Genomic DNA, 22,160 nt, shown 5'->3' with positions numbered 1-22,160 from the left:
AGAGAAAACCTTTAGCTAAGGAAAGTCTTGCCTAATTCGTCCGACATGCGGGAGCGCCGGTTCGACGTGCCGTCGGAGGACCGCGGCGGCGGGGCCGTGACGGCCCGGTCGTCGACGAGCAGCGTGGGGGTGGTCCCGGCCGTGACCGTCACCGCGACCGGGGTCCCCACCGGGTGGCGCACGTTGTGGGGCTGCCAGGAGCGCAGCGTGCGCCCGGAGGCCAGCCGGACGTGGTGCAGCACGAACGCGCCGTGGTACTCGACCGCGCAGACCCGCGCCGGGGAGCCGGGGTCCGGCCGCAGCGCGACCTCGTGGGGCCGCAGCACGACGTCGACGTCGACGTCGCTGTCCGCCCACCCGGGCACGGTGGAGACGATGCCGATCTCGCAGGTGAGCAGGGCGCGGTGGACGCGGGCGGGCAGGAAGTCCGCGTCCCCCATGAAGGAGGCCACGAACCGGGTGGCGGGCTGCTCGAAGACCTTCTCCGGGGTGTCGGACTGCTCGATCACCCCGTCGTGCATGACCACCACGCGGTGGCCGACCGAGAGGGCCTCCGTCTGGTCGTGCGTGACCAGCACCGCGGTGGTGCCGGTCTCGCGCAGCGTGGCCACGGTGTCCCGGCGCACCTGCGCGCGCAACGACTCGTCGAGGCTGGAGAACGGCTCGTCGAGGAGCACCACGGCGGGGCGGGGCGCGAGGGCCCGGGCCAGAGCCACGCGCTGCTGCTCGCCGCCGGAGAGCTCGTGGGGGTAGCGGTGCGCGAGGTGGCCCAGCCGCACGAGCTCGAGGACCTCGCCCACGCGGGCCGTCCGTTCGCGGCGCGGGAGCCGGTCCAGGCCGAAGGCCACGTTCTTCGCGACCGTCAGGTGCGGGAACAGGGCGTGGTCCTGGAAGACGAGGCCCACCCGGCGCCGCTCGGGCTCCTGGAACCGGCGCCGGCCCGCCACCACGTCCCCGGCGATGCGGATCGTGCCCTCGTCCGGCCGCTCGAGACCCGCCACGAGGCGCAGCGTGGTGGACTTCCCGCAGCCGGAGGGGCCGATGAGGGTCACCAGCTCACCGGGCGGGACCGTCAGCTCCAGTCCGCTGACGCCCACGGAGGACCCGTAGTGCTTGCTCAGCTCCTCCAGGACCAGGGCGGGCACGCTGCCGCCGCTGCCGGACGCGGTCCGCGGGCTCGTGGTCTGCACGGTCATGGGGACACCTTTCCGCGGCGGTCCGACCGGTGGGCCTGCCGGACGAGGAAGAACACGGGGACGACCGCCGCGGCCACGATCACGAGCGCCGGCAGGGCCGCCTTCTCCCAGAAGTTCTCGCGCGCCAGCTCGTAGACCCACACGGAGGCCGTGGTGAAGCCGAACGGGCGTAGGAGCAGCACGATGGGCAGCTCCTTGACGGCGTCGATCACCACGAGGACAAGGGCCGTGGCGACCCCCGGGCGGGCGATGGGCAGGTGCACCCGGGTGAGAACGCGGAGCGGGGACGCGCCGAGGCTCTGCGCGGAGAAGGTGACGGTGGGGGAGATCTTGGCGAGGCTCGCGTCCACGGCCTGGTAGGCCGGGGCGAGGAAGCGGATCACGTAGGCGTAGAGGATGCCGAGCACCGAGCCCGTCACGAGCAGCCCCGTGCCCCCGGGCACGCCCGCCCGTTCGAGCGCGGTGTCCAGCCCGGCGAAGGCGATGAGGACGCCGATGCCCACGACCGCCCCGGGAACGGCGTAGCCGAAGGTGGTGAGCTGCGCCGCGAAGGCGACCGCCCGGCCGCCGCCCATCCGCACCCCGTGGGCGACGGCGAGCGAGAGCGCCACGCAGGCCACGGAGGCGATCCCGGCGACCACGAGGCTGTTGCCGAGGTACTGGGCGAAGCGCGGGTCGGAGAGGGAGGCGGGGTTGCCGATGGCCTCCCCGACGGCCCACACGATCAGCTGCAGCACGGGCACGAGGAATCCGGCGGAGAGGGCGGCGAGGGCGAGCAGGGTGGCGCCCCACGCGCGCCAGCCGGTGAGCTGCTGCGGCTGCAGGCCCTGGCCGCGGCCGCCCCGCTGGTGGAACCGGGCCCGGCCCCGGAGCAGCCGCTCGCCGGTCAGCACCGCCACGGCGAACAGCAGCACGAGCACGGCGAGCTGGGTGGCGGAGTGGAAGTCGAAGGTGCCCTTCCAGACCAGGTAGACCCCCACGGAGACCGTCTGCACGTTGAAGTACTGCACCGTGGCGAAGTCGGTGAGCGTCTCCATCATCACGAGGGCCAGTCCGGCCGCGAGCGAGGGCCGGGCCAGGGGGACCAGGACCCGCCGGAGCGCGCGCCCGCGGCCGGCGCCGAGGGTCCGCGCGGCGTCGTAGGTCGCGGTCGTCTGCTCGACCAGTGCGGAGCGCGCCAGGAGGTAGACGTACGGGTAGAGCGTCAGGGACATCACGAGCACGGCGGCGGGCAGCGAGCGGACCTCGGGCACCCACACGTCCGGCCCCAGGACGGAGCGCAGGGCCCCCTGCACCGGACCGGCCACGTCGAAGACGGAGAGGAACACGAAGCCGAGGATGTAGGCCGGCATGGCCAGCGGCAGGACCAGGAGCCAGACGAGGACGTCCCGCAGGGGGAAGCGGAAGGCGGTCACGAGCCATGCGAGCCCGCCGCCCACCACGAGGGTGCCCGCGCCCACGCCCAGCATCAGCAGGAGCGTGGTGAGCACCATCCGGCCCAGATCGCGCGGCGGGGTGGCGGCGCCCAGGCTGCCCAGGCCGTCCACGACCACCGCCAGGACCGGGGTGGCCACCACCACGGCGACGACGACGACGAGCGCCGACCACGCCGGGCGGCCCGTGCCGGGCGCACGGCGTGGTCGGCGGACCGGTGTCCTCGTGTCCGCGAGGACGGCGGGTTCTGTCACTGGTAGCCGGCTTCGGCCAGCAGGTCGACGGCCTCGGCGTTGAGGTCCCCGTAGGCCTCGGCGTTCAGGGGCATCCGCTCGAACTCGCCGAAGGCCGCGATGCTGGGCGCGGGCTCCACGGAGGGGTTGACCGGGAACTCGTGGTTGGCGTCCACGAACGCGTTCTGGCCGTCGGTCGCGAGCCACTCGATGAGCCGCTGGGCGTCCTCGGGGTTGTCCGAGCCCTCGACCACGCCGGCCCCCGAGATGTTCACGTGCGTGCCGGCGCCCTCCTGGCTGGCCCAGAAGAGGTCCACGTTCAGGTCCGGGTTCTCCTGGAGGGTGCGCGCCAGGTAGTAGTGGTTGTTGATGCCCACGTCGCACGTGCCGGCGTCGATGGCCTCGAGCAGCAGGATGTCGTTGCTCATGATCTGCACGTCGTTCTCGACCCAGCCCTCGACGATCTCGAGCGCCCGCTCCCGGCCGTGCAGGTCGATCAGGCTCGCCACGAGGGACTGGGTGTAGGCCGAGGTGGCGTCCCGCATGCACAGCCGGCCCTGCCACTTCGGGTCGGCCAGTCCCGCGTAGGTCTCCTCGGGGTCGAACTCCGCGGTGTCGACGTTGTCCGGGTTGTAGGTCACGGTGCGCGCGCGCATCGCCAGGCCGTACCACCTGCCCTGGGGGTCGCGCAGGTCCTCCGGGACCGCCTCCTCGAGGGCCGCGGAGTCCAGTGCGGCCAGCTCGTCCTGCCGGGCGGCGTTCCACAGGTTGCCCGCGTCCACGGTCATGAACACGTCCGCGGGGCTGTCGTCCCCCTCGGCCTTGAGCCGTTCGAGGAGCTCGGCGTCGTCGCCGGTGATGAACTCGACGCTGATGCCGGTCTCGTCGGTGAACTCGCCGAACGCGCCCTCGAGGTCGTAGTGCCGTGCCGAGTAGATCTGCAGGTCGGCGGGCTGCTCGCCCAGACCGAGCGTGCCGCATCCCGTGACCAGGGTGGTCAGTGCGGTCAGGATGCCGGTGGTGGCGTACAGGGAACGACGACGCATCGGGGCCTCTTCCTGAGGGCGCGGCGCTCAGGGACCGCGCGACGATCATTTGGCAAGGAAAGCGTATCCTAATCGGAACCGCCCTCGCGTCGCCCCCGGGGGCCCGGGACGCCGCCCGTGCGGGGTCCCGCCGAGCGCCCCCGTGGCGGACCGCGCCCCGGAATAGCGCCCGCGGACGGACCGTTGAACTGGTCGGGCCGTTCCCCGTGGACGGCTTCCCCGAGATCCCGTCCGTGCCGAAAGGACCCCCGTGGCTCCCGAGCCCGAGTACTACCGTCCCGTCCCGCTGAACAACGATCCCGGCCGCGCCGGGTACCCCCGGGCGCCCTACGGGCGGCCGTCCGGGCAGCAGTTCGGCGGAGGCGGCCCCGGGGCCGCGCCCGCCGGGCCGCCCGTGGTCAACGTGGTGGGCGGGAAGTCCGTGCTCCTCGCCTACGTCCTGTGGCTCTTCCTGGGCTGGCTGGGCATCCACAAGTTCTACCTGCGCCAGCCGGTCTGGGGCCTGATCTACCTGTTCCTCGGCGGTCTGGGCTGGACCCTGGCGGGGGTGGGCGTCGGGATCCTGTTCCTGATCCCGTGGATGCTGCTGATGTTCTTGGACATCTTCACCATGCCGTTCCGCACGGCCCTCGTGAACGCCTCGATCGCCCGCAGCGCCTACCGCTGGTGAGCGCCACGTTCGGCGCCGGCCCCCGCATGTAGTAGTGTTGTGAGGTCTGTGTGCCCGCCGCCCGACGTGCGGTGCCGGCGCGCGGACGACGCTACAGAACCTCCTGCTGCGGAAGGACCGCAGCCGCTCAGCCCGAAGGAGGTGGGTTCGAACATGCGTGAGTACGAACTGATGGTGATCATCAACCCCGAGGTCGAGGATCGTGCCGTGGAGCCGACTCTCAAGAAGTTCCTCGATGTCGTCACCAAGGACAACGGGACCGTCGACAACGTCGACATCTGGGGCCGTCGTCGCCTCGCCTACGAGATCCAGAAGAAGACCGAGGGCATCTACGCGGTCGTCCGCTTCACTGCGACCCCGCAGACCACCCAGGAGCTCGACCGCGTCCTGAACCTCAACGAGGCCATCATGCGCACCAAGATCATCCGCCCGGAAGAGCAGAAGATCTCCGCCGAGTAGGACTTCACAACTGATCGCCGAGGGCGCCCCGACGGGTCCCCGGTGAGATGCTGAGAGATCCCAGCACGTCCCGCACGACCGCGAACATCCTCGACCCGGGAGGTCCACATGGCTGGTGACACCGTCATCACCGTAATCGGCAACCTGACCGCTGACCCCGAGCTGCGCTTCACCCCGTCGGGTGCGGCCGTGGCCAACTTCACCGTTGCGTCCACGCCCCGCACCTTCGACCGCCAGTCCAACGAGTGGAAGGACGGGGAGACCCTGTTCCTGCGCTGCTCCGTGTGGCGCGAGGCGGCCGAGAACGTGGCGGAGTCCCTGCAGAAGGGCATGCGCGTCATCGTCCAGGGTCGGCTCAAGTCGCGGTCCTACGAGACCAAGGAAGGCGAGCGGCGCACCGTCACCGAGCTCGACGTCGACGAGGTCGGTCCCTCGCTGCGCTACGCGTCCGCGAAGGTCAACCGCAACGCCCGCTCCGGCGGGCAGGGCGGCGGCGGCTTCGGCGGCGGTGGCGGCCAGCAGGGCGGCGGCTTCGGCGCCGGCGCCCCGGCCGGCGCCCCGGCCGGCGGCGGATTCGGGGGCGACTCCGGTTTCGGCGGCGGTGGCCAGCAGGGCGGCGGCGCCGGCTTCGGCCAGGGCGGCCGCTCCGGCGGCGGGCGTCAGTCCGCTCCGCAGGCAGCACCCCAGAGCGACCCCTGGAGCCAGTCCTCCGGCGGGAACTACGACTGGGGCAGCGGCCAGGACGACGAACCGCCGTTCTAGACCTTCCGCACTTTTCCCATCCACCCCATCCCGCGGTGACAAGCCGCGGGCTCCACTCGAAGAACAAGGAGCACCACGATGGCCAAGGCTGAACTCCGTAAGCCCAAACCAAAGCAGAACCCGCTCAAGGCTGCCAAAGTCACTGAGATCGACTACAAGGACGTTGCGCTGCTGCGCAAGTTCATCTCCGATCGCGGCAAGATCCGCGCCCGCCGTGTCACCGGTGTGACCGTGCAGGAGCAGCGCAAGATCGCCCTGGCGATCAAGAACGCCCGCGAGGTCGCGCTGCTGCCCTACTCCGGCGCCGGCCGCTGATCAGAGAGGACAGACACTCATGGCAAAGATCATCCTGACGACCGAGGTCACGGGTCTCGGCGCTGCCGGTGACGTGGTCGAGGTCAAGAACGGGTACGCCCGCAACTACCTCTTCCCGCGCGGCTTCGCGACCCCGTGGTCGCGCGGCGGCGAGAAGCAGATCGAGAGCATCAAGGCGGCCCGCGCCGCGCGCGAGGTCGCCTCGCTCGAGGACGCCCAGGTCCTGGCGCAGAAGCTGACCTCCGCGACCGTGACCATCCCGGTCAAGGCCGGCTCCGAGGGTCGCCTCTTCGGCACCGTCAAGGCCGAGGACGTGGCCAAGGCCGTCGAGGCCGCCGGCCTCGGCGCCGTGGACAAGCGCAAGGTCGAGCTGAACCAGCACATCAAGACCACCGGTGTGTACCAGGCCTCCGTGCGCCTGCACGAGGACGTCAACGCGAACGTCGAGTTCGAGGTCGTCCCCGCCTGATCGGTTCCTCCGGTCCGTCCGAGCACGGAAAGGGTCCCCGCGGTGCGCCGCGGGGACCCTTTCCGCATGTCCGGGATCTCGTGACGGACCGGTCAGCGGGGCAGGACGGCCTCGACGACCACGTCCAGCGCGGTATCTGTGGTGCGCACCTGCTCGGCGCGCAGCAGGTCCAGGCCCTTGCCCTCGAGCACGGCGACGGTCTCCTGCAGGGTCGGCCGGGGCACGGTCGGGGGCGGGCCCTCGACGCTGCCGGGGGCATGCGTGATCCACAGCAGCCGGCCGCCGGGGACGAGCCACTCGGCGGCGCGGCGCAACAGGGCCAGGTCGTGCTGGAAGTACGCGGAGACGATCAGGTCGAACTTCGCGGGTACGGCGTCGGGCCCGGAGCGCTGCTCCTGCTCGGGGGACCAGGTCCGCAGGTCGGCGATCAGGGCGCGGCCCGGGAGACCGCGCTCCGCCAGGGCGCCGGTGACGGTCCGCACGGCGCTGGGGGAGAAGTCCACGGCGGTGGGGTCATAGCCGGCGGCCGCCAGGGCCAGGGTGTGGCGGCCGGTGCCCGCGCCGAGGTCGAGGGCTGTGGCTGTCGGTGGGCCGCCCGTGCGCTCCCCGGCCGTCCGGTCCAGGAGGGCGGCGACCTCGGGGTGCGGCTGGGCGCCGTCGGGGGAGGGCGCCCCGGAGGCGTACCGGTCCTCCCACATGCGCTGGTTGTCGTCCACGGGGATCTCCTGGGTGGGTCGGGTGGTCGGGTCGGAGGTGCGGGAGCTCGTGGGGCGGCGCGGCGGTGCCGTCGAGTGCTCCGGGGGACAATGGGTGCATGCCCTCGCTGATCTCCCGCGTCACACCGTCCGCCCTGTACTGGTTCGGCGTGGGGTGCCTGCTCTTCACCGTACTGGCTTTCGCCGTCGCATTCCTGGGCGGGAACTCCGCGGGACCCGAGATGTCCATGGCGTTCTTCGTGATCGGGTTCGTCGCGGCCGCGGTGGGGGCCACCGTGACGGCGGTGGTGGCCCTCGCGGGAGCCATCGGGTTCTCGTCCGCCCGGGTCCGGTTCCTGGTGCTGCTCGGGCTGTCGGTGCTCTGCCACCCGCTGCTGTGGCTGGCGCTGCTCGCGTCGGTGTCCTGAGGGGCAGGTCCGGCCCGGCGCCCGGCCTCTCGGCCGGGCCCGGACGTCCGCCCGGGGCCGGCGGCGACCGTCGGCCGGCCCGTGCTGCCGGGCGTGCGGCGCTCCGGGCGACCGGCCTCCGACGTGGGCCGGAACACGAGCCGACGAACACTGCGCTGTGGACGGCACGGGTCTTGTCCATACCGCCCCTGCACAGGGTGTGCATGAACGTCTTCCCACGTCAGAGCAGGGTGAACGGGGGGCTGTGCATAACTTTCCACAGGGTTCTCCCCATCCTGTGCACAGCCCTCCACGGCGTTTTCCACGAGTTGTCCACAGGGTGGAGAACCGGGGCTGGATAGGCTGGGCCCATGATGAGCGAGGCCCTTGTCGCGGAGCAGATCCGCCTTCCGCCGATCCGGTTCGAGGACCTCCTGCTCGGTGCCGGGATCGTCCTCGGCGGCTATCTGCTGTCCCGCCTCCTCCGGTTCGTGCTCCGCCGGGTCTTCCGCGCGCGTGGCCGCGGCCCCAGCTACGCGGCCGTGTTCTCGACGATCGGCGGGTGGGTCTTCCTGACCTTCGCCCTGGCCGTCGGTCTGACCATCGCGTTCCCCAGCGTGCGGTTCTCCAGCATCCTGGGCGGGCTGGGGATCGTCTCCGTGGCGGTCGGCATCGCGGCCCAGTCGGTGCTCGGGAACCTCTTCGCGGGGGTGCTCACCGTGTACCGGGAGCCCTTCCGGGCCGGGGACCAAGTGGCCATCGGGGACGTCAGCGGAACCGTGATCGACGTCAACCTGCGGGAGATCGTGATCCGGACCTTCGACGGCAAGCGGGTGCTCATCCCCAACAGCGTGGCGCACGGCGGGGTCATCACCGTGCAGACCGGCTACGAGCGGACCCGCAGCACCGTGCTGGTCGGCGTCGCGTACGGGACGGACCTCGAGCGGGCCCGCGAGCTCGCGCTCGCGGCCGTCCGCGGCGTGCCCGCGGTCCACGACGACCCGCCGCCCCGGGCACTGGTCCAGGAGGCCGGTGCCTCGACGGTGAACATCGCCGTGATGTTCTGGTCGGGCTCCCAGCAGATGGAGACCAACGAAGCGCTTGATGCCGTCATCTCGGCGCTCGTCCGCGCGTACCGGTCGGCGGGGATAGAGATTCCCGCGGAGATCCGGCAGCTCGAGCTCGGGCCGTCCGCGGCCTGGATCGCCGAGCGGCTGGCCGGTGGCGCGGACGGGGACCGGCGCGGCGACGAGCAGGACTGACCGCCCCGGGGAGGCGCGCCTGCTGCCGAACTCCTCCGCGAGACGACGTCGGATGCCGCTGCCGGCCCCGGTGGTGATGCCGCGGCGTCCGTCGAGGTCCACGGACGGTGTCCTTTCCCTCCGCGGAATGTCCTGCCAGGCTACCCAGTGGGTCCGCGCGTGCGGGCCGCTGGTCCCGGACGCCTTCCGGGACGGGGAAGGGGAACCGGATGAGCGGGACCACTCGTGTGGCACTGGCGCTGGGCAGCGGCGGCGCTCGCGGCTACACCCACATCGGCGTGATCCAGGTCCTCGAGGAGCGCGGGTACGACATCGTGACCGTCGCGGGAAGCTCGATGGGGGCGCTGGTGGGCGGGCTCCACGCCGCCGGGCAGCTGGAGGCGTACACGCAGTGGGTGCGGGGCCTGAGCCAGCGGGACGTGCTGCGGCTGCTGGACCCGTCCCCCTCGGCGCCCGGGGTGATCCGTGCGGAGAAGATCATGGCGAAGGTGCGCGAGCTGCTCGACGGCACGCTCATCGAGGACCTGCCGATCCCCTTCACCGCGGTGGCCACGGACCTGCTCGCCCGCAAGGAGGTCTGGTTCCAGGAGGGTCCGGTGGACGTGGCCGTCCGCGCGTCGGTCGCGCTGCCCAGCATCATCACCCCCGTCATGCTCAACGGGCGGCTGCTGGCCGACGGCGGGATCATGAACCCGGTGCCCATCGCGGCGACCGTCGCCACCCGCGCGGACGTGACGGTGGCGGTCTCCCTCTCCGGGGGACAGCAGTCCGGGGAGGGCAGGGTCCCCGCCCACGAGACGGCCGCGGTGCGTCCCGCCGAGGAGTGGGCGGAGCGGTTCCGGCGCAGCGCCTCCCACGTGCTGGACCGCGAGCTGACGCGCAGCGTCCTGGAGCGCTTCGCGGAGACGCGCGGCCGCGGGACCCCGGCCCGGTTCCGGCGCCCCGCCGGTGCGGCCCCGGTGGACGTGGACGAGGCCCTCGTCGAGGAAGCCGTCCAGGACGTCGTCGAGGAGGCCGCGGAGGCGCTCGACCAGGAGGGGTTCGGCGCTCTGCCGGCGGGACTGCGCACGCTCGACGTCATGCAGCTCTCCCTCGAGGTGCTGCAGTCCATGGTGCTGCGATACCGGCTGGCCGGCTATCCGCCCGACCTGCTCATCACCGTGCCGAAGAGCGCCGGGCGGCTGCTGGACTTCCACCGCGCCGGGGAGCTCATCGAGCTCGGCCGGCGGATGACCGAGGAGGCCATCGACCGCGCCGACGAGTTCCCGCCGGCGCGGCCGGGCCCGGGAGGCTAGTCCGCCTGGACGATCTCGTCCAGGTTCGCCTCGTTCTGGATCACGTCGTACTTCAGCATCAGCTCCGAGAGGGTCTCGAGCTCGTCGCGGTCCACCTCGGCGTCGAACTCCTCCAGGCGGAGGTCGGCGGCGACCTCCTCCGGCATGTTGAGGAAGCTCACGATGGTCTCGCGCACCCGGTCGGGGTTCTCCTGCGCGAACTGGAGCGCCTCCTCGATCGCGGCGTCGTAGTTCTCGAGGACCTCCGGGTTCTCCTCGGCGAACGACGCGCTGCTGAACGTGACCATGGTGTCGAGGCCCGGGACCGTGTCCTGGTAGTTGTAGCCGACCAGCTCGGTCTGCTCGCCGTTGATCAGCTGGGTCAGGAACGGCTCCGGGACCCAGGCGGCGTCGATCTCCCCGCGGTCCAGCTGGGCAGGCATGTCCTGGAAGGGCATCTCCACGAACTCCACGGCCTCGGGGTCGCCGCCGTCCTGGCTCACGGCCTCCTTGATGGTCAGGTCGCCCTGGCCGTTGACCGTGTTCACCGCGACCCGCTTGCCGGCCAGGTCGGCCCAGGACGCGATGCCCGCGTCCCGGTTGGCGGCGACACCGGTGATGTCCTCGCCCTCGGGCATGGAGCTGCTGAAGCCGCTGAGGATCTTCATGTCGAGGCCCTGGTCCTTGGCGAGGATGACCGAGAGCGGGTTGCCCACGCCGATGTCCATGGATCCGCCCGAGACGGCCGGGAGCATGGCCGCACCGCCCTGGGCGGTCTCGAGCGTGACGTCCAGGCCGTGCTCCTCGAAGATGCCCTCGTCGAGGGCGAGCTGCACGGGTGCGGACGGCGCGATGGGGATGACGCCGATGGTGAGGGGCTGGAGCTCCTCACCGTCCCCACCCCCGCCGGTTGTCCCCCCGCCGCCGCAGGCGGTCAGGGTGAACGTCAGGACGGTTCCGACGGCGGCTGCTCTGGCGAACGGGTGCTTCATGGTGGTCCTCTTCCTCGGGTCGGTCCTGCCGGTGCCCGGCACCGGCGACTCCGCTGTGACATGCATCACGCACGTCGGTCCCCTCACCGTAGAGGCGGACCGTTGGATTCGTCAATGGTTGTCGCTCTGAATCGTTGTGCTGTCCCCCGAAGAGGACCGTGCCGGCTCACTGGTCCCGCAGCAGGGCCTCCACGGTGCGCGCGAGGTCCAGCAGCACGGCATCGGCACCCGGTCCCGCCGCGAGCTCCAGCCCCACCGGCAGGCCCTCCGCGGTGCGTCCGGCGGGGATGCTGATCCCCGGCGTGCCGAGAACGCCCGCCAGGTCGGAGTGGCGGGTGAAGGTGTCGAAGGTGGGCACGCGCCGGCCGTTGAGCTCCACGGTCTCGTCGTCGCCGATCGGCCGGGCCGTCAACGGGCACGTCGGCTGCACCAGGGCCGAGACCCCCTGGGCCCGGATCGCCCCGGTGTACAGCCGCAGGGCCCGCCGGCGCTCCTCCTGGGCCGCCCGGTACTCGTCGTCGGCGGCCCGGAACACCTGCGCCAGCTCCCAGATCCGCCGCACGTCCGGGCTGCCGATCCCGTCCCGCACCTCGTCGAGGGAGTGCCCCGTGCCGCGCGCGTCCAGGTAGGCCTGCAGGTCGGGCAGGAACTCGTGGAGGGCGACCGTCATGCCGGCCGCGGCCGCCGGCTCGCGGGCCGGCCGGACGTCGACGCCCACGAGCTCCGCACCGGCGGCCTCGAGCGCTCGCAGGGCCGCGCCGAAGACCGTGTCCACGCCCGGCTCCAGGTCCTCGAGGAACAGCTCCGGCACGCCCAGCCGGACGCCGTGCAGCGGGCCGGGGCCCTCGTCGTCGAACTCCAGGTGCCGCGCGCTGGGCGCGCCGAGCGGGTGCTCGCCGGCGAGCAGGGCGTCCAGCAGCACCACGTCGTCCACGGTCCGGGCCATGGGGCCGATCGTGTCCCGCGAGTGGGCGATCGGCAGGACGCCCGACGACGGATAGCGGCCCAGCGTGGGCCGGAACCCCACGATCCCGCACAGGGCGGCGGGGATGCGGGCCGAGCCCCCGGTGTCCGCGGCGACCGCCGCCGGGACCAGGCCCACCGCCACGGCCACCGCCGCGCCCCCGCTGCTGCCGCCCGGGCTCAGCGCCGGGTCGGCGGGGTGGTGCACCGGACCGTACGAGCCGTTGTTGGAGGTGATGCCGAAGGACAGCTCGTGCAGATTGGTCTTCAGGGTGAACAGGGCGCCCGCCTCGCGCAGGCGGGCCACCGCGGGGGCGTCCCGGCCCACCACGTCGTGCTCGAGCGCCCGCGTCCCGCCCGTGGTGGGGAAGCCGGCGACGTCCACGATGTCCTTGACCGCGAGCGGGATCCCCGTCAGCGGCCCGCGCGTCTCCCGGCGGTCCAGGGCGTGGGCGAGGGCCCGCGCCAGCTCCGGGTCCGCGCTGATCACCGCCCCCAGCCGCTGTGCCGTGGGCAGGCGCTCCAGCAGGGCGTCGAGGTGTTCCACGTGGCTGATCCGGCCCGCCGCCAGCTCCGCCCGGGTGGTCCGGATGTCCCACGAACAGGGGCCGCTGAGGTCTGTGGTGAGCGTCATGATCCATGGTGTCCACGGACGGGCCCGGGCGGCAAGCGGTGTCCGCGGTCGGTGCGAGAATGGAGGGGCTGCCCGGAAGGTCGGGGCGGCGTCGTCGTCGTGTGCGCACTCCGCTGTCCGCCGGGTGCGCGAGGAGAGGTGGACCAGGTGTCGATGGTGTCGGAGCGCTCGTCCGGGAGCGACCGGGAGTTCGGCCGGACCCCGCCGCAGGACAACGTCGCGGAGCAGTCCGTGCTCGGCGGGATGATGCTGTCCAAGGACGCGATCGCGGACGTGGTGGAGGTCCTGCGCGGCGTCGACTTCTACAAGCCCGCCCACGAGTCCATCTACGAGGCCGTGATCTCCCTGTACGGACGCGGCGAGCCCGCCGACGCCATCACCGTGGCGGACGAGCTCACCAAGCGCGGCGAGATCGAGCGCGTCGGCGGTCCCGCGTACCTGCACACCCTCATCTCCTCCGTGCCCACCGCCGCCAACGCCGGCTTCTACGCCGAGATCGTGCGCGAGCGCGGCGTGCTGCGCCGGCTCGTGGAGGCCGGCACCAAGATCGTGCAGCTGGGCTACAGCTCCGACGGAGAGGTCGACGACATCGTCAACGCCGCCCAGGCCGAGATCTACCAGGTGGCCGAGCGGCGCTCCTCCGAGGACTACACGGTGCTCAAGGAGGTCATCGAGTCCACGGTCGACGAGATCGAGGCCGCCGGCTCCCGCGGGGAGGGCATGCGCGGCGTGCCGACCGGCTTCATCGAGCTCGACGAGCTGACCCAGGGCTTCCAGGGCGGCCAGATGATCGTCATCGCGGCGAGGCCGGCCATGGGCAAATCGACCCTGGCCCTCGACGTCGCGCGGTCCGCGGCGATCAAGCACAACCAGACCACGGTGATCTTCTCCCTCGAGATGAGCCGCAACGAGATCGCGATGCGCCTGCTCTCCGCCGAGGCCACGCTCAACATGCAGGACCTGCGCAAGGGCCGCCTGCAGGACGAGCAGTGGGCCAAGATCGCCACCACGATGGGCAAGATGGACTCCGCGCCGCTGTTCATCGACGACTCCCCGAACATGTCCCTCATGGAGATCCGGGCGAAGTGCCGCCGGCTCAAGCAGAAGCACGACCTCAAGCTCGTGGTGCTCGACTACCTCCAGCTCATGAGCTCCGGCAAGAAGGTCGAGTCCCGCCAGCAGGAGGTCTCGGAGTTCTCCCGTGCCCTGAAGCTGCTGGCCAAGGAGCTCGAGGTCCCGGTCATCGCCCTGTCCCAGCTGAACCGTGGCTCCGAGCAGCGCCAGGACAAGAAGCCGATGGTCTCGGACCTCCGCGAGTCGGGCTGTCTCACCGCGGACACCCGCATCCTCCGCTCCGACACCGGGGCCGAGACCACCATGGGGGAGCTGTTCGAGTCCGGGGCCCAGGACGTCCCCGTGTGGTCGCTGGACGACGACATGCGCTACGTCGAGCGCACGCTCACCCACGTCTTCTCGACCGGCGTGAAGCCCGTCCACCGCCTCACGCTGGCGTCGGGGAAGACCGTCCGGGCGACCGCGAACCACCCCTTCTTCACCTACCGCGGGTGGAAGCCGCTCGGCGAGCTCTCCGTGGGGGACCGGCTGGGGGTGCCCCGGCACACCGACGGACCGACGCAGCGCACGGAGTGGGACGGCGCGCAGGTCGAGGACGCCGCGCAGGCCTTCGCGGAGGGGGACGCCGCCCTGCCCGCCGAGGTCTTCTCCCTGCCGAAGGCACAGATCCGCCGGTTCGTGCAGACGTTCTGGCACGAGCACGGCACGCTCGCGTTCGACGGCCGGCAGGCCCACATCGCGGCGTCCTTCGACGCCGCCCTGCAGGCCGACCGGTTCAGCCGGCTCCTCCTGCGCTTCGGGATCTCGACGTCGGTGGTGCGGACGGACGGCGGGGTCGAACTGGCGGTGGGCGACCACGACGACCAGATCCGGTTCCTCAAGGAGATCGGGCGCAGCAGCGACTTCGGCGAGACGTCCCGCGCGATCCTCGAGGAGCTCGACGTGCCGGCCGGCGCCGAGACCGACGCCGAGCTGTGGCAGAACGTCGGCGACGTCCTGGCGGACCCGGTGCCCGTCGGCACCCTGGTCCGGGACTGCGTCGACGAGGTGCGGTCCGCGGAGCCGGCGCCGAAGCTGGCGCAGGTCTCGACGCTGCTCGACGACGCGGACATGGACCTCGCCGCGGTCAACGACCTGCTGTGGGACTCTGTGGTCTCCATCCAGCACGACGGCGACGAGGAGGTCTTCGACGCCACGGTGCTCGGCAACCACAACTTCGTCGCCAACGGCATCACGGTCCACAACTCCATCGAGCAGGACGCCGACATGGTGATCCTGCTGCACCGCGACGACGTCTACGACAAGGAGTCGCCGCGCGCCGGTGAGGCCGACGTGATCGTGGCGAAGCACCGCAACGGTCCCACCAAGACGATCGTGGTGGCGTTCCAGGGCCACTACTCCCGCTTCGCGAACATGGCGCACGAAGGGCTCTAGCGTTCGGGGAGTGCCGTCGACGGCTCCCGGTTGTCCAGATGCGGGCCACACCGGACAACCCATGAGAAACCTGGTTTCGGACCGAGGCAGGGCCTGCGTTGCCGTTCAGGGCCGCTTCCTGAGAGCCCGAAAAAGTGGTGCTCACTCGGTCGCACGACTGATTGCCGGCCTCACCCCCAGGCCTTCCCGTTTCTGCGCGCGGGGGATGGATCTCGAGACGAGCGAAGATGATCACAGCAACCGGGGTTTCTCATCCCACGGGTCATGAGTCGCTGTGGGTGCGAGACTCGACCGTCCCTGACGGTGGACGTTGCTCCGCGGGTCTGGCCCAGTGCGGGTCGCTGATCGGGTCTCGTGCGGCGACGATGCACTGTCCGGGGCGTGGTAGGAGACCAATGTCAAGGTGGACCCATAGCTCGACGAGAACGGCGAAGCACCTCCGCCGGACCGGTGGAAGCGCTTCGCCGCGTTCGAGGGTGACTATTTCTGGCCCGCCACGACACAGACCTGGTTGATGCTCACGAGTCGCACTTTTCCTTGTAGTGGTTTGCGCGCAGCTCCGAGTTCGAGGTCTGCTGGACGGCGTGGTAGCTGCAGGTCCCCTCCGGTGTGGTGATCGTGCCCTTCTCCACCATGTGGCTGACGTGCGGCCACGGGACGTCCCAGGCAGTCACTTCCTTCTTGGTGAACTGCCGCTCGAGGACTGCTTCGCCGTCCACGGTGGTCGTGTAGGTCCCCTGGTACTTGTCCTTGTTGAGTCCGCGTCCCGCTGGGTTCGACTGACCACTACGCTTGCCCGCGGTGGCATGGCAGTACTCCGTCGACTCGTAGCTGTTGCAGCTGACGGTGTCGTAGGACTCCGAAAAGCTGTACGGAAGGGCTGCGGCTGCCGGCGCCGCTCCCACCAGCATCAGGGATCCTGCCCCCAACGTGCATACGGCCACATGCTTGAATTTCCTGAACATCCATCCCCCTGGAAGGTCATGCAGATCATCGGTCGTTCTGGCGGGGCTGTCTGAGCGACTGACAGCGTGAAGCACAGGTTCTCAGACCCCGGACACCCCCACCTCGATGATCCTTCGGATAGCGTTCGTGAATGTCAATTCGGACCGTTTTGTGGCGCTGACGTGGACCTCCGAGCACCTGCTCCTTGACATCAAGCCCCTCATGGCAGCCGGCAAAGGAAGAGGGCATCGATCTGTTCAATCTTTTGTATGTACAACCATCCTCTCTCCCTTTGTACTGCACGCCATGGGGTGCGAGACGTCTCGTCGAGTGTGAGTTGACCGTCCCACTTCCTTGGGTCGGTGCGCGCCCGTCGGCGACCCGGACGCCGCCAGTGGTCAGGATTCACCCTCTTCAGCCAACTGGTCACCGCGCGACCAGATCGCCATCAGCGACTGCGCCAGCCGCGTCGGCTCCGTGCGGTGTGGTGGATCGAAGTGGTGGCGCTCGGGAAAGACTTCGAGGGTGAAGTCGGCGAAGACGGCACTGAGACGGTCGGCCACCTCGGCGAACTGGTCGGGGTTGCTCAGCCCCCCGAGGGCGAAGTAGACGGGGCGATCAAAGGTGGCGAGGGCCTCGCGGTCCAGGTCGTAGGTGTGGAAGGTGCGCATGAGCGCGCGGATGCCCTCGGGTCTGTGCTTCATCCATGGGGGCGGTGGGCCAGGGGGCGGCTCCGGCAACGGCACTCCGGCTCGTACCTGCAACCGCATGAAGGCCGCCATGAACTGGTCGTGGGGCAGCTGCGAGAGCTCGTCGTACTGGGCCCACAGCCTCTCGTGCTGCGGGCTCCAGCCCCAGCTGCCGGCCCACGCCGGCTCGAGCAGACCCAGGCTCAGCAGCCGCCCCGGGTGGCTGGCTGCGCAGGCCAGGGCCGCGGCACCGCCTCCGGAGTAGCCGACGAGGTGGAAGCGGTGCCATCCGCGGGCGTCCGCCTCGCGCAGCGCCCCCTCGACCTCGGTGTCCAGGGAGTAGCCCGGTGGCGGAGAGGCCTCCCGGTAGACCTCGAGGTTCTTGACGGCGATCTCTGCATCGGTCCCCAGCACAGTGGTGAGGCCGGCGTAGGCGAGATCAGCCGGCAGAACGACTCCGGGGAGGAGCATGACTCTCGGTGCCTTCACCGTTCACCTCCACGGCGGTCGGTCGAAGTCTCGGCCCCACGGTCGAGACCGTCATTCTCCCTGCTGCGTGCCCCGGGGTCCATCGGTCAGTCGTTCGAATGGCTGCCCGTCGCGCACGTCGGAATCGATGTGGGCACCCGTGGGCCCGTGAGCATGAGCTCATGCTCGTTGATCCGTGCCCGAACTCCTCAGGGCTCCACGACATCCTCGATGGCTTCGAAGGCCGCTCGAGGAAGTTGGGATCACGCCGTTGCGTGCTCGACGTCGGCGAAGTGGGGGCGTCGGTCCGCCTGATTCGACGCCGCGGGGACCTTCCGTTGTTCCGCAGCAGGTCTCGGGGCCTGCATGACCTGCAACCCATGGGATGCGAGACGTCTCGTAGAGAGGTGTATAGCTGAGCAGTCCGGGGATCGGGGTGGGGGCTGGTGGGCGGTTGCTGTGCTGGCAGAGCCGGGGCAGTCGGTCGGTGCGAAGGAGTTCGGCCTAGGGTGGAGGCATGTCGAACGTGGCTCTGTCGGAGAGCATGCAGAACTATCTGAAGGCGGTGTGGGGGCTGCAGGAGTGGTCGGATGATCCGGTCACTGCCACGGAGATCGCCCGGCGGGTGGGGGTGCGGGTCTCCACGGTCTCGGATGCGCTGCGCAAGCTCTCCGGGTTGGGGTTGGTGGAGCATGCCCGGTACGGGCGGGTGACATTGACCGAGACCGGTCGGGCGGAGGCGGTGGCGGTGGTGCGCCGGCACCGGTTGCTGGAGACGTTCCTGGTGCAGGCATTGGGGTACTCCTGGGACGAGGTGCACGAGGAGGCCGAGGTGCTCGAGCACGCGGTGTCGGAGAAGCTGGTGGAACGGGTCGATGCGTTTCTCGGGCATCCGCGGCGTGACCCGCACGGGGATCCGATTCCGGCCGCGGACGGGACGGTGACGCACCCGGTGGCGAGCCGGCTGACCTCGGTGCAGGCAGGAGCGCGGGTGCGGGTCGAGCGGATCTCGGATGCGGTTCCGGCCCGGTTGCAGTACTTCGCCGAGCACGGGGTGGTGGTGGGCGCGGAACTGGAGGTGGCCGAGGCGGAGCCGTTCTCCGAGGCGGTGGCGGTACGGGTTGCGGGCACGGAGCGGGCGCTGACTCTGGGGGAGGCGACGACGGACGCCGTGTGGGTGTCACCGGTGTGAGGCCGGCTCGGCGGGTTCCCGGGCGTATCGCCGGCGCCGGTTGCGCCGCAGACGGGTCAGGAGCCCGTGGCGGGGGGCGACCAGGTACGTCAGCGTGAACGCCGCCCCTTGGGCGAGGACGACCATGGGCCCGGAAGCGGTGTCGAGGTAGTAGCTGGTGTAGAGCCCGAAGACCGCGCAACCGGTCGAGACGGCGGGGGCGATGAAGAGCATGCGGGAGAACCGGTCGGTGAGCATCCGGGCGGTGGCTCCGGGGATGATCAGCATCGCGACCACGAGGATCACCCCGACCGTCTGGAGGGCCACGACCGCGGTCAGCGCCAGCAGCCCGAGCAGGGCCGCCCCGAGCAGCCGGGGACTGAGGCCGAGGGCGTGGGCGTGGGTGGGGTCGAACGCGTAGAGGGTGAAGTCCCGGCGTTTGAGCACCAGCGCGATGACCACGAGTGCCCCCAGGAGCACGATCTGGGCCAGGTCGGCGGGGCTGATGCCGAGCAGATTGCCGAAGACGATGTGGTTGAGGTCCGTCTGGCTGGGCACGACCGAGACGAGCACGAGCCCGAGGGCGAACAAGGTGGTGAACACGATTCCGATCGCAGCGTCCTCCTTCACCAGACTGGTCTCGCGCAGACCACCGATCAGGGCCACGGCCAGGATCCCGAAGACCACCGCCCCGAGGGCGAAGGGCACACCGAGCAGGTAGGCCAGCACCACTCCGGGCAGCACCGCGTGGGCGACGGCGTCTCCCATCAGTGACCAGCCGATGAGCACCAGCCAGCAGGACAGCACCGCGCAGGTCACGGCGGCAACCACCGTGGCGGCCAGAGCACGGAGCATGAAGTCGTAGGACATCGGCTCGGCCAACAACTCCCAGACGCTCATGCGCCTGCTCCTGTGGCGGTCAGGCCGAAGGCGGCCGCCAGGTTGCGCGGTGTGAGGACCTGATCCGGGGAACCGTGAGCCAGCACCCGGTGCTGGAGCAGAACCGCCTCATCGGCCAGATCCGGCAGGGCGGCCAGGTCGTGGGAGGAGATCAGCACGGTGGCGCCTTCGTCGGCCAGCCGGCGCAGCACGGTCGTGAGGGTTACCTCCGAGGGCTGGTCCACCCCGGCGAAGGGCTCGTCCAGCAGCAGCACCCGGGCCTGCTGGGCCAGGGCACGGGCGAGGAACACCCGTTTCTTCTGCCCCCCGGACAACTGGCCGATCGGCCGCTCGGCGTGATCGGTCAGCTCTACCTGCACCAGGGCCTGGGCCACCGCGGTGTGGTCGGCGCTGCGCATGCGGCGGGTGGTTCCCAGGAACCCGTAGCGGCCGGTGGCCACGACCTCCCGCACCGAGATCGGGAAAGTCCAGTCCACGGCCTCGTGCTGCGGCATGTAGCCGAGCAGCCCGGCCCGTCGCGCTCGGGCCGGGGTGGTGCCGTGCAGGCGCACGGTTCCGGTCTGGGCCACGAGCTGGCCCGTGATGGTCTTGAACAGCGTGGACTTCCCGGACCCGTTGGCCCCGACCAGCCCGCAGATCCGCCCCGGGCTCACCCGCAGGTTCACCGCCTCCAGTGCCAGGACGTCGCCGTAGCGCACGGTGACGTCGCTGACCTCGATCGCGGTCTCGGCCGCTGCCTCGCTCACGAGGACGCCCCGGTGAGGGCAGCGGTGATGGTGTCGGCGTCATAGCGGATCAGCTCCAGGTAGCTCGGCACCGGACCGTCCTGCGCCGAGAGCGAGTCGACGTAGAGCGCCCCCCCGAACTCGGCGTCGGTGGCCGCCACCACCTGCTGCATCGGGGCGTCGGAGACCGTGGACTCGCAGAACACCGCCGGGACCTCACGGTCGCGCACGACCTCGATCACCGCCGTGATCTGTTGCGGGGTGGCCTGCTGCTCGGCGTTGACCGCCCACAGGTAGTGCTCCTCCAGCCCGGCGTCACGGGCCAGGTAGGAGAACGCCCCTTCGCAGGTCACCAGCACCCGCTGCGCCTCGGGCACCACGCTCAGCTGCTCGACCAGCTCGTCCTGGACCTGCTGCAGTTCCTCCTGGTAGGCCCGGCCGTTGGCCTCGTAGTCGGCTGCGTGCTCGGGATCGAGCTCACTGAAAGAGGCCACCATGTTGTCTACGTAGATCTGCACGTTCACCGGCGACATCCACGCGTGCGGATTCGGGGTGCCCGCGTAGGCGTCCTCGGCGATGTCGATGACTTCCACCCCCTCGCTGACCACCACGTGCGGGGCGTCGACCTCGGCCACGAACTGGGCGAACCACGCCTCCAGGTTCAATCCGTTGTCCAGGACCAGATCCACCTCGGAGGCCTTCGCGATGTCCCCGGGGGTGGGCTCATAGCCGTGGATCTCCGCACCGGGCTTGGTGATCGACTCCACCTTCAGATGCTCCCCTGCCACCTGGGACGCGATGTCAGCCAGGACCGTGAACGTGGTCAGCACCACCGGGCGGTCCTGCTCAGCACCGCCTCCGGCCGCTTCCCCGGCGCACCCGGACACCACCAAGGCCACCCCCATCATTACCGTGCCGAATGCCGCCCGCGCCTGTCTGCTCACCATCTGCTCCTCCGTAGCGCTGCCACTGGGCGTCGTCCGTCCTCCTCGAGCCGGAGTCTGAGCCTCCACGCTCGACGACATCCGGTGGAAGCTGACACCCCCGTGCTGTACGGTACATCGTATTCTAAAGTTCGTCGTGACGAACTCTCTTGCCTGAGACGGTGTGACGAGAGTGCCCGACGCCGGTGCATCAACACGATCGGTCTCGTTTCTCGTGACCCAAAGGATGCGGGACGTCTCGTCCGCGAAATTTATACCCGCATGTTTCCGCGGTACGACCTGTCTTGCATCTAGGTTCTTCAACCGTGCCTCTAGAATCGGATGCTCAACGTCGGTTGCGAGACAGATGGGTTGGACACGGGGAAGGTGACCGGGTATGGCCGGGTCTCGACGCGGCAGCAGGACGCAGTCCGCCACGTGTCTGACCTCCTGCATGCCGGTGTGCGGCGCGATGATCTCTATGTGGACCATGGAGTGTCTGGAGGACGCGCATCCCGTCCACAATTCGACAAAGCGGTGGCCGCCCTGGAAGACGGCGACACCTTGGTGATCACCACCTTGGACCGGTTGGGTCGGTCGACGCAGAACATGCTGGCCTTCGCCGACACGCTACGGAGCAGGGGAGCGGGGTTGCGGGTGCTGAACCTCGGTGGGGGAGACGTGGACACCCACACCCCGATGGGCTCCATGGTGTTCACCGTCGTGGCCGCCCTGGCCCAAATGGAACTGGAGATCACGCGCGAACGCATCACCGACTCCGTAGCCAAACGCAGGGCCGCCGGCAAGGACCTCGGTGGGCGCCGGCAGACCTTCACCGACTCCCAGATCCGAAACGCGCTGCGGCTCATCGAATCCGGGGAGCCGGCAACCCAGGTCGCCCGCGACCTCGGCATGTCCCGAGCCACCCTCTACCGGCGTGTCCGAGAGCTTCCATTACCTGCTGCTTGAGTTTCACTCCCGGTACGGGCGGAGCGAGGTACTGGCATGATCTGTCCGGGC

At 70.4% G+C, this 22,160-nt stretch carries 22 protein-coding genes; 11 read left to right on the top strand and 11 right to left on the bottom strand.

Going from position 1 to position 22,160, the window contains the following annotated elements; genetic code table 11:
• Positions 1-11: 11 nt before the first annotated feature.
• Genes ACH9D2_RS01415 through ACH9D2_RS01405 form a run of 3 tightly spaced genes read right to left on the bottom strand, consistent with a single transcriptional unit; the run spans position 12 to position 3,909 of the window.
• Positions 12-1,196, bottom strand: coding sequence for an ATP-binding cassette domain-containing protein (locus ACH9D2_RS01415; RefSeq protein ID WP_396360972.1), 1,185 nt, complete (start codon positions 1,194-1,196; stop codon positions 12-14).
• Positions 1,193-2,884, bottom strand: coding sequence for an ABC transporter permease subunit (locus ACH9D2_RS01410; protein ID WP_396360971.1), 1,692 nt, complete (start codon positions 2,882-2,884; stop codon positions 1,193-1,195). The genes ACH9D2_RS01415 and ACH9D2_RS01410 overlap by 4 nt, the downstream gene beginning before the upstream one ends.
• Positions 2,881-3,909, bottom strand: a complete 1,029-nt coding sequence (locus tag ACH9D2_RS01405; protein WP_396360970.1) for an extracellular solute-binding protein — start codon at positions 3,907-3,909, stop codon at positions 2,881-2,883. Before ACH9D2_RS01405 ends, ACH9D2_RS01410 begins: the two co-directional genes overlap by 4 nt.
• Positions 3,910-4,159: 250 nt before the next feature.
• On the opposite strand from ACH9D2_RS01405, the gene ACH9D2_RS01400 reads away from it, so the two are divergent.
• The 5 genes from ACH9D2_RS01400 to rplI all read left to right on the top strand — a co-directional run bounded on the left by ACH9D2_RS01400 (position 4,160) and on the right by rplI (position 6,584).
• Positions 4,160-4,579 (top strand): TM2 domain-containing protein, encoded by a 420-nt coding sequence (locus tag ACH9D2_RS01400; protein ID WP_396360969.1) that lies wholly within the window; start codon positions 4,160-4,162, stop codon positions 4,577-4,579.
• Between the two features lie 153 nt (positions 4,580-4,732).
• Positions 4,733-5,038, top strand: a complete 306-nt coding sequence (rpsF, locus tag ACH9D2_RS01395) for a 30S ribosomal protein S6 (protein ID WP_058873271.1) — start codon at positions 4,733-4,735, stop codon at positions 5,036-5,038.
• A gap of 108 nt (positions 5,039-5,146) precedes the next feature.
• Positions 5,147-5,800 carry a single-stranded DNA-binding protein gene (locus ACH9D2_RS01390; RefSeq protein ID WP_396360968.1) on the top strand — a complete coding sequence of 218 codons (654 nt, stop codon included), beginning with the start codon at positions 5,147-5,149 and terminating at the stop codon, positions 5,798-5,800.
• Between the two features lie 78 nt (positions 5,801-5,878).
• Entirely contained in the window at positions 5,879-6,115 is a 237-nt protein-coding gene (gene rpsR / locus ACH9D2_RS01385; RefSeq protein ID WP_017835048.1) for a 30S ribosomal protein S18, read from the top strand.
• Between the two features lie 19 nt (positions 6,116-6,134).
• Positions 6,135-6,584 (top strand): 50S ribosomal protein L9, encoded by a 450-nt coding sequence (gene rplI, locus ACH9D2_RS01380; RefSeq protein WP_058873269.1) that lies wholly within the window; start codon positions 6,135-6,137, stop codon positions 6,582-6,584.
• Positions 6,585-6,676: 92 nt separating this feature from the next.
• Here the strand turns inward: rplI and ACH9D2_RS01375 are convergent, their stop codons facing one another.
• Positions 6,677-7,300, bottom strand: coding sequence for a methyltransferase domain-containing protein (locus tag ACH9D2_RS01375; RefSeq protein ID WP_396360967.1), 624 nt, complete (start codon positions 7,298-7,300; stop codon positions 6,677-6,679).
• Positions 7,301-7,398: 98 nt separating this feature from the next.
• Here ACH9D2_RS01375 and ACH9D2_RS01370 point away from each other — a divergent pair, with 98 nt between their 5' ends.
• The 3 genes from ACH9D2_RS01370 to ACH9D2_RS01360 all read left to right on the top strand — a co-directional run bounded on the left by ACH9D2_RS01370 (position 7,399) and on the right by ACH9D2_RS01360 (position 10,243).
• Positions 7,399-7,707, top strand: coding sequence for a hypothetical protein (locus ACH9D2_RS01370; RefSeq protein ID WP_396360966.1), 309 nt, complete (start codon positions 7,399-7,401; stop codon positions 7,705-7,707).
• Positions 7,708-8,057: 350 nt separating this feature from the next.
• On the top strand, positions 8,058-8,948 hold the full coding sequence (locus ACH9D2_RS01365) for a mechanosensitive ion channel domain-containing protein (RefSeq protein ID WP_396360965.1): 891 nt from the start codon (positions 8,058-8,060) through the stop codon (positions 8,946-8,948).
• Positions 8,949-9,157: 209 nt separating this feature from the next.
• Entirely contained in the window at positions 9,158-10,243 is a 1,086-nt protein-coding gene (locus ACH9D2_RS01360; protein ID WP_396360964.1) for a patatin-like phospholipase family protein, read from the top strand.
• Here the strand turns inward: ACH9D2_RS01360 and ACH9D2_RS01355 are convergent.
• Both ACH9D2_RS01355 and ACH9D2_RS01350 read right to left on the bottom strand, forming a co-directional pair.
• Positions 10,240-11,214: an ABC transporter substrate-binding protein gene (locus ACH9D2_RS01355; RefSeq protein WP_396360963.1), complete on the bottom strand. Its 975-nt coding sequence runs from the start codon at positions 11,212-11,214 to the stop codon at positions 10,240-10,242. The genes ACH9D2_RS01360 and ACH9D2_RS01355 overlap by 4 nt on opposite strands.
• Before the next feature lie 166 nt (positions 11,215-11,380).
• A complete protein-coding gene (locus tag ACH9D2_RS01350) occupies positions 11,381-12,811 on the bottom strand; it encodes an amidase family protein (protein WP_396360962.1) in 1,431 nt (476 codons plus the stop codon).
• 153 nt (positions 12,812-12,964) lie between these two features.
• Here ACH9D2_RS01350 and dnaB point away from each other — a divergent pair, with 153 nt between their 5' ends.
• Positions 12,965-15,319: a replicative DNA helicase gene (gene dnaB, locus ACH9D2_RS01345; protein ID WP_396360984.1), complete on the top strand. Its 2,355-nt coding sequence runs from the start codon at positions 12,965-12,967 to the stop codon at positions 15,317-15,319.
• 518 nt (positions 15,320-15,837) lie between these two features.
• Here the strand turns inward: dnaB and ACH9D2_RS01340 are convergent.
• Both ACH9D2_RS01340 and ACH9D2_RS01335 read right to left on the bottom strand, forming a co-directional pair.
• Positions 15,838-16,230, bottom strand: coding sequence for a hypothetical protein (locus ACH9D2_RS01340; protein ID WP_396360961.1), 393 nt, complete (start codon positions 16,228-16,230; stop codon positions 15,838-15,840).
• A 432-nt stretch (positions 16,231-16,662) separates the two neighbouring features.
• Positions 16,663-17,442, bottom strand: coding sequence for an alpha/beta fold hydrolase (locus ACH9D2_RS01335; protein ID WP_396360960.1), 780 nt, complete (start codon positions 17,440-17,442; stop codon positions 16,663-16,665).
• Positions 17,443-17,938: 496 nt separating this feature from the next.
• On the opposite strand from ACH9D2_RS01335, the gene ACH9D2_RS01330 reads away from it, so the two are divergent.
• On the top strand, positions 17,939-18,613 hold the full coding sequence (locus tag ACH9D2_RS01330; protein WP_396360959.1) for an iron dependent repressor, metal binding and dimerization domain protein: 675 nt from the start codon (positions 17,939-17,941) through the stop codon (positions 18,611-18,613).
• On the opposite strand, the gene ACH9D2_RS01325 is transcribed toward ACH9D2_RS01330, so the two are convergent.
• Genes ACH9D2_RS01325 through ACH9D2_RS01315 form a run of 3 tightly spaced genes read right to left on the bottom strand, consistent with a single transcriptional unit; the run spans position 18,602 to position 21,164 of the window.
• On the bottom strand, positions 18,602-19,492 hold the full coding sequence (locus ACH9D2_RS01325) for a metal ABC transporter permease (protein WP_396360958.1): 891 nt from the start codon (positions 19,490-19,492) through the stop codon (positions 18,602-18,604). The genes ACH9D2_RS01330 and ACH9D2_RS01325 overlap by 12 nt on opposite strands.
• Positions 19,489-20,238 (bottom strand): ATP-binding cassette domain-containing protein, encoded by a 750-nt coding sequence (locus ACH9D2_RS01320; RefSeq protein WP_396360957.1) that lies wholly within the window; start codon positions 20,236-20,238, stop codon positions 19,489-19,491. Before ACH9D2_RS01320 ends, ACH9D2_RS01325 begins: the two co-directional genes overlap by 4 nt.
• The gene (locus ACH9D2_RS01315; protein ID WP_396360956.1) at positions 20,235-21,164 is read right to left on the bottom strand and encodes a metal ABC transporter solute-binding protein, Zn/Mn family; all 930 of its coding nucleotides are present in this window, start codon (positions 21,162-21,164) and stop codon (positions 20,235-20,237) included. Before ACH9D2_RS01315 ends, ACH9D2_RS01320 begins: the two co-directional genes overlap by 4 nt.
• Positions 21,165-21,482: 318 nt before the next feature.
• Here ACH9D2_RS01315 and ACH9D2_RS01310 point away from each other — a divergent pair, with 318 nt between their 5' ends.
• Positions 21,483-22,109, top strand: coding sequence for a recombinase family protein (locus ACH9D2_RS01310; protein ID WP_396360955.1), 627 nt, complete (start codon positions 21,483-21,485; stop codon positions 22,107-22,109).
• The last annotated feature ends 51 nt before the right edge of the window (positions 22,110-22,160 follow it).

The organism is Kocuria rhizosphaericola (assembly GCF_044462205.1).
Taxonomy (GTDB): Bacteria; Actinomycetota; Actinomycetes; order Actinomycetales; family Micrococcaceae; genus Kocuria; species Kocuria rhizosphaericola.
Note: the sequence above shows the minus strand (reverse complement) of the source record. Positions and strands in the feature narration are given on the sequence as shown.